Origin of the sequence: Nostoc sp. T09 (genome assembly GCF_002154695.1) — a bacterium.
Taxonomy (GTDB): domain Bacteria; phylum Cyanobacteriota; class Cyanobacteriia; order Cyanobacteriales; family Nostocaceae; genus Aulosira.
This window is the reverse complement of the sequence record NZ_MTAV01000108.1, coordinates 38,298-49,916: the sequence shown is the minus strand read 5'-3', so window position 1 is coordinate 49,916 and position 11,619 is coordinate 38,298. Positions and strand designations below refer to the sequence as shown.

Sequence of the window (11,619 nt, the reverse complement as noted above, 5' to 3'; positions counted from 1 at the left end):
GACTTTTGTAGGGTATTACCCCCTATTCGCCAGCTGTATCCTTCAAGAAGTCGGGGATCTGAACAGCAGTCTTTGTGCTGACTATGCGAGAGCATAATCAGAGTTATATTCAACTAACTCAATTTCGTTGCCATCTGGGTCATTGACATAAATTCTATGCTTGGTTTCAGTGGCTGTCATTGTGTAATAGTCTATGCCTTTAGCATCAAGCAACTCTTGCATAGCTTCGCCATCGTTAATCACGAAGCCAACATGATTAATGCCAATGCTTTCGTAAGGCTGATGCACTCTTTCTTGTTCAGAATCGTCATTTAAAGCCAGATAAAATTGGTTGTTGCCAAAATGCATCCAGCGATCGCCATTGAATACGCCTTCGGCTCGCACATACCAATCTGGGAATAGAGTTTGGTAAAAGTTTTTAGTCGTGTCAATGTCTTTACAAGAAAGGTTAATGTGTTCAAACCGTATCATGTTCATACTTTACTCCTGTTAACTAGAAAAGTAATATTTTTTGTTGATTAGTTACAAATTCCAAACCTTAATCGTAGGGTGGGCAATGCCTACCATATCCGGATTTATGTGGGCAATGCCTACCCTACATTTCTATAAATAAGGGATTATCCTAACGCAGTATCCAAAAACATCATGATGACAAATCCCACCATCACACCGATAGTTCCTTCTTTTTCTAAGCCTTGGCGATGAGATTCGGGAATAATTTCATCACTTATTACAAACAACATTGCTCCTGCTGCAAATGCCATTGCCCAAGGCAGAATAAAATTGGCAATATTTACTACTCCTAAACCAATCAAACCGCCTATCGGTTCGACTAAACCTGTAAGCAGCGAAATCCATACAGCATAACCTGCTGAATATTTCTCAGCTACTAAAGATAAAGCAACTACTAATCCTTCTGGAATATTTTGCAAGCCAATTCCTAAAGCTACAGGAATTCCATCGCTAATATTATTATTGCCAAAGTTAACTCCTACAGCTAATCCTTCGGGAAAGTTATGAATAGTAATTGCGGCAATAAATAGCCAAATTCGCTTAAGGTTATTGTATCGAACATTTTCTTGCCCTTTAAAAAAGTGTTCGTGGGGTAGAAACTGATGTGCTAGTTGTAGAAATACTCCACCTAGCAGTATTCCCACAACAATAATTAAAGCTGCACTAATTTGGGATTGCCCTTGAGCTATTGCTGCCTCTATTGCAGGCACAATTAACGAGAAGGATGTCGCCGCTAACATTACTCCCCCTCCAAACCCCAACATAATTCCTTGCACTCGCTGCGTGAGATTTATTGGCAGTAATACTGGTAAGGCACCGACGACTGTGGCAAGTCCTGCGCCTAAGCTGGCTATTGCACCAATAACAAGGCTTTCCATAGCTGGGGTTTTTGATTTCGTTGATTTAATTAAATCATAGTCGAAATGATTATGAGTTGCAAATAATTATCATAAAAAAATCGCAGATGTTTTTTGACTGCGATAAAAAAGTCATATGTTGAGAGGATGTCAAACTTTGTGCGTAATCTTGATTTGGTAATCAGCCCTGAGATGTTTCAGAGGAAACTGCACAAACTTGGGTTCACCTGTTGCCTCCCAGTTAAATCTTTGTAGCAAATGAGACGCAAACACTTTTGTAATTGCCAGCGTCATTTGTGCTCCCAAGCAAGCGTGGATGCCGCCACCAAAGGGAATAAATTCATACATCTTGCCCTCGCCTCGTTCCGGGAGAAAACGCTCCGGAGCAAATACTTCTGGATTGTGATAGTGTTCTGCCATGATGTGTGCAATCCGTGGTTCTGCTATAATTACACACCCTTTGTTATACAACATACCATCGAGTACTACAGACTTGGTGAGTAGACGGCTGGCTGTAGAACTAGGAGGTAGAGTCCGTAGTGATTCCTTGATTGTCGCTTCTAAAAATACCATCTGCTTCAGCTGTTCAGGTGAGAACATATTGACCTGACTGTTTCTACCCATCAGACTGGCTTGTTCCTCGCGCAATCTTGGCAGCACTTGCGGATGGCGGGCAATTTGGTACATGAGCGAAGATACCAAAGCGGAAATTTGGTACAACGAAGCCCATAACTCTAATAGACACTGATTCTCAATTAGCTCATCACTAAATACCCCATCAGGATTTTCTTGCTGGCTGCTTAGCATCATTGAGAGGAAATCACCCGTGGGGTTCATTGCTTTGCCTTCATCTCGCCGCCGATGCACCACAGCACGCATAAACTCCAGGAGTTTGGTACGTGCCAAAAACCCACGCCCGTATTTTGTTAAGGGCGACTTCCATCGAGACAAACCATAGAAGCCATCAAAGTAAGTTTTGTACAAAGCTTTTAGCTCTGCCTTAGAGCTAATTGGTAGTCCCTTGAAAGTTTCAGGATGAGAGTCATCTAAACTGATTCCTAATAGTAGAGGCGTGAGGACATCAAAACAAATCTTCTCTACTGCTGGGTAAACTGCTATTTGGCTGGAGATCGCCCAATCCTGAATACCACGCACAATCACGTTATTAATCTCGGGCGTGTAACCATCAAGTACACGGCCAGTCAATCCAGGCGCTAGGGCATTTTTACGCTGACGATGCAAATCAGGTCTTTGAAATAGACTGTACTCACCGAACATATCCATTGTGGTTGCTGGTAGTGCAATCTCGGTATATTTTAAATCCCCATTAAATGCCATTTGAATAGCTTTAGCGGAGCCTACAAAGATGGTAGTGCGACCAAAGACTCCTGTATTAAAAATAGGGCCATACTCTTGGAGATTTTTGCGGCAGAACTGATCGGGATTTGAGATGTACTCAAATGTGTCATACCACTTTGGCTTTCTTGGTGGAGTGGTAGTCCCGGTAGGTGGCGCTTGTCCATCCTCAAGTACAAGTACTTCTTCAGCGTTGGCAGTATTCTGCATAGCTTTGCGAAGCTCAAATTTATTCAAATGTTTTTATTTTAACTGCGTCTATTGACTAGGGTGGCGCTAGCTTGATCAACAGGCATGAGGACTACTTCATTGATATTCACATGGGGCGATCGCGTGACGCAGAAAAATATCACATCAGCCACATCATCTGGAGTTAGGGGAGTGACTCCCTGGTAAACTTTTTTGGCACGTTCGTTATCGCCATGAAAGCGGACTTCGCTAAATTCTGTTTCTACCATCCCGGGATCGACAGAAGTTACTCTGATAGGAGTGCCTAGCAAATCTTGTTTTAAGCCCTCAGAAATTGCTCTGACAGCGGCTTTCGTACCACAATAGACATTGCCATTAGGGTAAGTTTGATGTCCGGCGATAGAACCAATATTTACCACATGACCGCGATCGCGTTTTACCATCCCAGGAACAACATAGCGGGTAAGGTAAAGCAATCCCTTAATATTAGTATCAATCATTTCTTCCCAATCCTCAAAGCTGCCTTCGTGCAACTTGTCTAAACCACGACTCAGACCAGCATTATTGATCAGAATGTCAATCTCAGACCAGGAAGAAGGTAGGCTAGAAATAGCAGATTCCACAGCAGCGCGATCGCGCACATCTAGCTGTAATAAATAAATTTCGGTATTAAAGTCTTTATTAAGTACTTCTGCTAGTTGCTGTAAACGTTCCAGTCGTCGCGCCGCTAAAATCAGTTTTGCACCCGCACCAGCAAGAACTCTGGCGCAAGCAGTACCAATACCACTACTTGCACCAGTGATCAGAACGATTTGATTTTCCAGAGAAATCATTGTTAGTCAAGAGTCAACAGTCCAGTGTCAATTTTCCAACAATTCGGAACTAATGACCAAGATTAGAGACTGGAAGAGAGACACGGGGGACACGTGAGAAAAGGGGAAAATAGCAATATTACCAATGCCCAATGACGCCAGTTGCCTCAAGTCGGGAAACCCGCCCACGGCACTGGCTCCCCAATGCCCAATGCCTAAACTATTTTTTCACTACTTGGAGACGTTGTGTTACCATCGTCATCCCATTTCCTCGTAGGATTACGGCAGAAATCCATTGGCTACCAGGAGTAGATGGTGCGCGTCCGACTTTAAACAGTCCGCCAGAGGTAAGTAATTCTAAATCTACGGGTGTGGGGTTAAGATATTTGTCTGCTTGAATAGGTTCTTCTATCGCTGTTCCAAGGATAAAGTCATCCCCTAATGGCTCTTGGACGATCGCATCAAAATTATATTGCTGTCCAACTTTCACTTGTTGTGGTAACTTAACATCAACTTGAGGTGGCTTGCTACCTGAAGTAAGAGAGGTACGTTCCGACAAAATATCTTGACGGAGGATTTTTGCACCTGAAATGCGTTGACGTGACTTAATTGTGGCATTCAGAGCTAAATTATTACTGTTAGCAGAAGGTAAGCCAGTTATATTAGTGACTGTTTCAGCGACAATGGCGTTACCTTCAGATTGCCAAGATTGCAACTGAGTGGTGTATCTTAATTTGGGATAGCGCTTCCAGAGGTCAATTAAGGCTTTTTCCAGAGTTTGGCGGTTTAATCCATCGCCATGAACAAAATTAGGGCTGTAGAATTCGATTACCTTTTTTACATCACCTTGGCTTGCGGCTGTATCAATTTGTGTCAACAAATTTGCCAATTCGGGGGGAGCGTTTTGAGCGATTTTCTCGGCTGCTAGACGCTCAGATGATGGTTTGCTGGTGTGTAGTGATTGCTGTGTTGTACTTGCTTGAGTGCATTGCCAAGTAGTTGCTATACCAAATGTCAGTATGGATAAAATTAGCCAGATGCTAGTGGGAAATTTGCGATGGCGTCTCAGTAATAAATTAATAATGTTAGTCATTGGCAAGAGTTTACTGATTTCACTAGAGAAGGTGGGAAATTGTTTTATCTTAGTTAAGCTAAGCGCTAAACGGTAGGGGTTTAATGGTAGAAGAAGCACCGATTAGGTTATTAATAGCTGCCAGTGGAACTGGTGGACACTTGTTTCCAGCGATCGCACTGGCACAAAAACTTCCAGAATATGAAATTGAATGGTTGGGTGTTCCCAATCGATTAGAAACTCAACTTGTTCCCAAGCAGTATCCATTGCATACTATTGCAGTCGAGGGGTTTCAGCAAGGTTTTGGTATTTCGTCTCTCCGCATCTTGGGTAAGCTGATCGGTTCGATTATAGAGGTGAGACGAATTCTCAAACAGGGAAAATTCCAAGGCGTATTTACTACGGGTGGTTATATTGCTGGCCCAGCCGTGATTGCGGCACGTTCTTTAGGAATACCCGTAGTTTTTCACGAATCCAATGCTTTACCTGGTAAAGTCACGCGCTTTTTTGGCCCTTGGTGTAGTGCTGTCGCCGTAGGATTTGAAGTTGCTGCCCAGTATTTGCCTCGTGCTAAAAATGTCTACGTTGGTACTCCTGTGCGATCGCAATTTTTAGATGAAGGTAGTAATGCATCGCTGGATTTACCCATTCCTAATGGGGTTCCCTTAATTATTGTCTTTGGTGGTAGTCAAGGCGCAGTTGGAATTAATAAATTAGTTCGCTCCTCTGCTCTTGCTTGGTTTGATGCTGGAGCGTATATAGTGCATTTAACTGGAGATAAAGATCCAGAGGCAGATAGTCTCAAGCACCCTCAGTATATAGCTTTGCCGTTTTATAACAATATGGCGGCATTGTTACGTCGAGCAAATTTAGCGATTAGTCGTTCTGGTGCAGGTAGCTTAACAGAATTGGCTGTGTGTGGCACACCAGCGATTTTGATTCCTTACCCCTTTGCGGCTGAAGATCATCAAACTTACAATGCCAACGTATTTACAAAAGCAGGTGCGGCGTTAGCCTTTCAACAATCAGAGTTAACTGCTGAGGTTTTGCAAACTCAGGTTTTGAACTTGTTGAACTCACCCACAGAATTAGCCAAAATGGGAGAGAAAGCAAAAGCGATCGCTATTCCCGATAGTGCAGAGAAGTTAGCACAATTACTGCGTGAAGCGATCGAGAGATAAAAAGGACGTTGCTGAAATCAGGTATGTTTTCAGTGAAAAGAGGGAATGCAGTAACAAAAGCTAGAGCTTGCTTTCGATTCATCAAGGCTGGTTGATAACCTTACCTTTAACAAAAGCTAGACCGATTTTACCGTCACCTCTCTCTTCTTTGACCTGATACAAAGCATCATCATCCATAGACATTGCTCTCGCTAAACTTTCTGTACTAGAACGGCTGTTATATCTAGCTACAATTTGATCTAGTTCGCCTGGTTGAATTTTGACAGCTACCCAAGTTGAATTTCTATCCTCTGGTTCATCAATGTAGAAATTAAATTCAGACTTAAAGGGCTGTAAAAAAACAATCAGTTCTCTTGCCTCTTGGTGAGTTTTAGCTCGATAAAACTCATAGCTTAAACCGTTTTTATCAGTGACATAAATAGCTTTTTCTGCACCATTATCGCCATTGATCCAAGATATACGACTTAATATTGAGCTTGGCAAATCGACTAGCTGCTCGAGAAACTTCCAATGGTAATTTTCTGAAGAAAACGGAGCTATACAATTAATCAAAGTGTAGTTATTACTTTCAGTATGATAGTAGGTAACCCAAAATATTAGATCATTAAGCCGACCATACCATCTTTCACATGGACCCGGTTCACTCATGTCAAGAGGATTAGAAACAGGAGGAACCGGAATAATCTTTTGTAGTTCAGCTAGAGTAATATCGACAGTAAATTCTCGTTCAAAAAAGTAAGTTTGGATTGAACGATAATCAACAGCATAGTAATTATCAAAGTACGACCACCATTCGTCGGCTTGAATCCAATTGATCATTGACTTGCTTTTAACGCAACACACCCAAAATTGAGCCACTTTGATTCTAGCGATCGCAGTCAATTTTGAGCATCTCTGTTTCGTTGTAGATGGCTGCTAAAAAAATAGGACTTAACACAAATGTAAGTCCTGTTGAGAGTTATAAAACTCTTAATTGGATATTTTTATCTCAAAAGAATTCAGAAGTCAAAAGCCAGAATTTAGTATAAATTCTGTATGACTGGGGGGTAAGTGAGTTAAAGACCCCCGCTAAATCTTAAATTTAGTAGACTACAATTAGTAGGACAAAAAATCTGCCACTAATTGATTCTGTATTCTGAATTCTTGTTCAATTTTCTACTGTGCTTTTGCGGATGCAGCTTTTGCTTCTACCTTAACGCTCTTAACACCTTTTTGTTCCTTAACTAAGGGTTCAATCTTCTTCAAGTCAGCCTCAGTGGGAACTGTTCCTTTAACTGTGACAGCACCATCTTTATCTTCAACTACTAACTTGCTGCCAGGAATCTTTTCTGATAATTTGCTGAGAATCAAGCTTTTAGAAGTACTTTCAGCAGCGTCTTTAGCAGCAGTTTTGGTGTTTGCAGCGGCTTCTTTGACTGCAGTTTTGGTTTTGTCGCCTGTTTCTTTGACTGCGGTTTTGCCAGTTTCAGTAGCAGTTTTAGCTCCAGTTGCCGTTTTCTGAGATGCTTCTTTTGCTGGTTGGCTAGACTCATTAGTAGTGGAAGTATTTGAACTAGTTTTTGTTGCATCTTGGCAACCAAAAGTACCAACCACCAGAATGCCGCTAACTAATAATGGAATTAGCTTTTTCATATCAATCTCCGAATTGAGTAGTTGAAGCGATTAATTGAGTTGTGTGTGATGTTGGGGAGCGAATGTTAAAAACTAATTAAAGTTGAAATTACCCAAGTGCTAAATTCAACACTAAGATAATTGCAAGCTGAGACTTTGACACTTGTGGAGGCTGAAATATTTTAGCTTCCAACCGAAGTACCAATTTAAATTCAGTTGCGGCTATTGATGAGTAAGACTTCACATACACTTGATGGCTTTCTATCGGCTGAACTTAGATAGATACCAAACGGCTTTTCTCAAGGTAGGTTATGTTAGTCCCTCAATAGACATTTGATATTACCAGATTTGAGGAAGTTTGGCACATCATCCTCCAAAATTTTAATGATCTACGATTGCTGATTTGTTATTTGTCAAAAAGCAATAGGTGAAGCAGTGACGGGTAGGCAGGGGAGCTAGTCCATTGCGGAGGTTCTCCAAGACCGCGCTGGCTCACCTGCTCCCTTCCAGTCTCTATTTTCAAGATGCAGGGGAAATTGCGCCTATGTTGTTCGGTTATACGACTGTCGCCAGCGCACAAATGACTATAACCTCGTAGATAAGTAGTGAAATGCCTCACTTAGTTGCTGTAAGTCGCTCTTCAACGAAGGGGTGAAAACCTGTGTACGAATGGATATTGCCAAGTCTGAGAGAAATTTTAGCTGAAAGTCAGTCAACCCTGGCTGAATGTTCACCAGCAAAAGCAGAGTGGCAGTGGCGCATGAGTCTAGCAGCAACAGAACAATTGCTAATCAATACTTTGGCAAATGCTGCATCTGATGCCACCCCAGGATTAGTTTTAGCTGCACCAGCACCCTTGTTTAGCCAACCAAAACTGACTCAAAGCTTACAAACTGTAACATTCACAGCAAAGCCATTTAATCCTTTGGCATTGATGCCGTATGAAATGCCGCTACCTCTAGAAATGGTAGAAGACATTGCTCCTCATGAATCAGTGCTACCGTTATTACCTGCCGATCCTCTGGGGACAGAACAATTTTGCTTAGTTTTTACAGATAAATTTAGATTAGTACTGGTTTTAGCAAAACACAAGAGCGGCCAAAAAACTTTTTTATTTTCCTTTGACCCAGAGGTAGTCCAGCAAGCTTGGCGTGCTTTAGGCGCACGGGTAATGCTGACTAACCCAGATTTTTTTGCTGATTTGGATGCATCAGTTCAGAAATTTGCGCCAGTGCCTCCAGATTATCGCACTGTCATGCAGTTTAGTCAGTTGTTGCTGCAAGAATTAGCACCAGAACAAGAGAAGGAGAATGTCCCCGCTTCACCTCCTGTCTCTGTACCTTTATCTCCTCCTTCTCGTTCGGATGTGGAATTACTCCAGGCCTTTGCCCATGAAGTCCGGACTCCGTTGACTACTATTCGCACCATGACTCGCTTACTGCTGAAGCGGCGAGACTTACCTGCTAATGTAATTAATCGCTTAGAAGTTATCGATCACGAGTGTACCGAACAAATTGACCGGATGGAGTTGCTATTTAAAGCAGCAGAACTAGAAACATCTAACCCGGTAAAGTCTGCACACACTCAACTAACACCGATGTCTCTTGATCAAGTCTTGGAGCAGAGTATTCCTCGTTGGCAACAAGCGGCAAATCGGCGTAACTTAACGTTGGATGTGGTTTTACCCCAACAACTGCCAACAGTAGTGAGTAACCCTACGATGTTAGATCGGGTACTGACTGGTTTAATTGAGAATTTTACCCGTAGCTTACCTGCTGGTAGCCATATTCAAGTTCAGGTGATCCCGGCTGGAGATCAATTGAAGTTACAGTTATCGCCCCAAGCTCAATGCAAAGATAGCAAAGATACTAGTAAAGCTACCCCACCAACAACGCCGCCCATTCGCAAAGCCTTAGGTCAATTGCTGATGTTCCAACCAGAAACAGGTACGATTAGTCTCAATATTGCGGCAACCAAACATCTGTTTCAAGCAATTGGTGGCAAACTAATTGTGCGCCAGCGTCCACAATATGGGGAAGTGTTAACTATTTTCTTACCATTGGAAGTTAGTGCTAAGCAGTGGTGATCCCAAATTCTACAGGTGCGATTACGCGGAGTACAGCGTGCTTTGGCGATCGCATATTATATTTTTGAACTATAACAACTTCACAATTAGATCTATCTGATTCAGATGGGACTGGTAAAACAAATCCATCGACTGTTTTCAAATCCCAGTGAAATTAAGCTTTGAACTTTGTCATGGTGGTTGACAGCAGCTATGCATGTCATGCATGGCGACCTATTATAAAGTCAAGAGCAGTAATTGTAAGTGTGAGAGCCTTTAACCTCATAAACAACTAAAATATAACCATAAAAACATTCATATCTGCAAAGAAAGTTAGTCTGATTACCAAGGATTTATTGAAGATGCTCTGCGTTCTGCTCAGGACGTGTTGAATTGGATTGAGGCTCAAGAGAAACAAGAAAATCTGCCAAGTGGCGAAACGTTACATCTAAACTGAAGAGCGATCGCGCACACGGGCTAAATTGACTGTAAAAGTCGAACCTTCATAAGGCTTACTTCTGACAGATATAAAACCACCGCAACGCCAAAGTAACTCCTGCACTACTGTTAACCCTAACCCTGGCCCGCTAGATTCATCCGTTGCGCCAGAACGCACACGATAAAAGCTGTCAAAGATTTTGGGAATCTCTGTTTCAGCTATACCAATACCTGTGTCGCGGACTTCTAATTGCACATAATCATTATGCACGCGCGATCGCACCCACACTTGCCCGCCACTAGGAGTAAATTTAATACTGTTATGCAGCAGATTAATCACAATCAGCCTCAAACCACCACTCACACACCACACAGATGGTAGTTCTGTGGGGACTGTGTAGGCTAACATAATCCCTTTTTCCTGGGCTACGGGCTGGTAGGTACTAACTATTCCTGGGACAACATCAGCCAAGCATACCGACTCTAAGGGCGAATCTTGTAAATTGCGATCGAGATGTACCAGATCTAATAGACCAGTAATCAACGAATTCTGGCGATCGCATTGGGTATTTAACATTTGTAAATAACGTTGCCGTTGGGGAGGTTTCAGTGTTGGAGAATTTAACAACGACAGCGCTGTTTTCATGTGAGTCAGAGGTGTACGCAACTCCTGACACACATTACTCAAGTATTCATCCTTGGTTTGTGCTTTTTTGGAGAGTTTTTGATTTTGCTGCTGCAACTTGGCGATGCGCTTTGTCATCAGTTGATGATTTATTTCATCCTGTCGCTGGACTTGTTTGACTAAAAGCTGATTCATCAGTCTAGATTCGGGCACAGTCGGGCAAAGAAAATCAAGCGGGAGCATCAAAGCCGATTCTGGTGTTCTCGCTTGTTTGATGTTGTCTAGCACTGGTTGAATTACTCTGCCTTCCACAGTAGTAATTGCCAGTAAAGGCATAGTTTTTCTAGAATTCCCCTTTCTTAACATTTGATTTTTACGTCTTTTAGGCGGTCGATGAGCCAAAATTAGACTGCAAAACTGTGGTGACAAAACTATCACAAAATATTCTCTTTGCAGGAGTTTATTTGGTAATAACTTAATCACTAAGTCATCGAGTGATGGGCTAAAATATCTATCTTCTCTAGCTTCTCCTTTTCGCCGCTCATCAATCTGACAGTTATAGATAGAAACATCCACTGCGGACTGATAGCGCATTAATTCTGATTGCCAAATTTTTCCTGGCGGTAGCTTTACCCATAAAGTCGCTGCTATTTTCTGCTCAATCAGCAAGTCAATTTGTGACCTGAGTAGTGATAGCAGCGTAGCAGGACTGAGGGGTAATGGTTGAGGAGGGGCTTCCATTGCCAAAGCCAACTGATAAATTGACAGATCCTGAGCTAGAGAATCATTCATTAGTCAAGCACAAGAAGGTGGGATAGAGAAGGATATAGGAAAAGATAATTATGTCTTTACGTTTCACCCTGATGTTTACCTTGATTACCAGAAAGCTACGAAAATTAA

10 protein-coding genes are annotated in these 11,619 nt (G+C 42.2%); 2 read left to right on the top strand and 8 right to left on the bottom strand.

Translation table 11 applies throughout. The annotated features are described in order from the left end of the window. Nucleotides 1–81: 81 nt before the first annotated feature. The 5 genes from BV372_RS21190 to BV372_RS21170 form a co-directional block, all read right to left on the bottom strand. A complete protein-coding gene (locus BV372_RS21190) occupies nt 82–477 on the bottom strand; it encodes a VOC family protein (protein ID WP_086688469.1) in 396 nt (131 codons plus the stop codon). A gap of 140 nt (nt 478–617) precedes the next feature. After that, nucleotides 618–1,391, bottom strand: coding sequence for a ZIP family metal transporter (locus BV372_RS21185; protein WP_086688468.1), 774 nt, complete (start codon nt 1,389–1,391; stop codon nt 618–620). Nucleotides 1,392–1,520: 129 nt separating this feature from the next. After that, entirely contained in the window at nt 1,521–2,936 is a 1,416-nt protein-coding gene (locus BV372_RS21180) for a cytochrome P450 (protein WP_086688467.1), read from the bottom strand. 38 nt (nt 2,937–2,974) lie between these two features. After that, nucleotides 2,975–3,748 (bottom strand): SDR family oxidoreductase, encoded by a 774-nt coding sequence (locus BV372_RS21175; protein ID WP_086688466.1) that lies wholly within the window; start codon nt 3,746–3,748, stop codon nt 2,975–2,977. Between the two features lie 199 nt (nt 3,749–3,947). After that, entirely contained in the window at nt 3,948–4,820 is an 873-nt protein-coding gene (locus BV372_RS21170) for a hypothetical protein (RefSeq protein ID WP_086688465.1), read from the bottom strand. Between the two features lie 83 nt (nt 4,821–4,903). Here BV372_RS21170 and murG point away from each other — a divergent pair, with 83 nt between their 5' ends. After that, nucleotides 4,904–5,980, top strand: coding sequence for an undecaprenyldiphospho-muramoylpentapeptide beta-N-acetylglucosaminyltransferase (murG, locus tag BV372_RS21165; RefSeq protein ID WP_086688464.1), 1,077 nt, complete (start codon nt 4,904–4,906; stop codon nt 5,978–5,980). A gap of 81 nt (nt 5,981–6,061) precedes the next feature. Here murG and BV372_RS21160 read toward each other — a convergent pair whose 3' ends face one another. Together BV372_RS21160 and BV372_RS21155 are read right to left on the bottom strand one after the other, a co-directional pair. Beyond that, nucleotides 6,062–6,799, bottom strand: coding sequence for a hypothetical protein (locus BV372_RS21160; RefSeq protein WP_086688463.1), 738 nt, complete (start codon nt 6,797–6,799; stop codon nt 6,062–6,064). Between the two features lie 336 nt (nt 6,800–7,135). Next, the gene (locus tag BV372_RS21155; RefSeq protein WP_086688462.1) at nt 7,136–7,612 is read right to left on the bottom strand and encodes a BON domain-containing protein; all 477 of its coding nucleotides are present in this window, start codon (nt 7,610–7,612) and stop codon (nt 7,136–7,138) included. A 640-nt stretch (nt 7,613–8,252) separates the two neighbouring features. On the opposite strand from BV372_RS21155, the gene BV372_RS21150 reads away from it, so the two are divergent. Next, on the top strand, nt 8,253–9,677 hold the full coding sequence (locus BV372_RS21150) for a sensor histidine kinase KdpD (RefSeq protein ID WP_086688461.1): 1,425 nt from the start codon (nt 8,253–8,255) through the stop codon (nt 9,675–9,677). Nucleotides 9,678–10,104: 427 nt separating this feature from the next. On the opposite strand, the gene BV372_RS21145 is transcribed toward BV372_RS21150, so the two are convergent. Next, nucleotides 10,105–11,511, bottom strand: a complete 1,407-nt coding sequence (locus BV372_RS21145; protein ID WP_086688460.1) for a DICT sensory domain-containing protein — start codon at nt 11,509–11,511, stop codon at nt 10,105–10,107. Between the last annotated feature and the right edge of the window lie 108 nt (nt 11,512–11,619).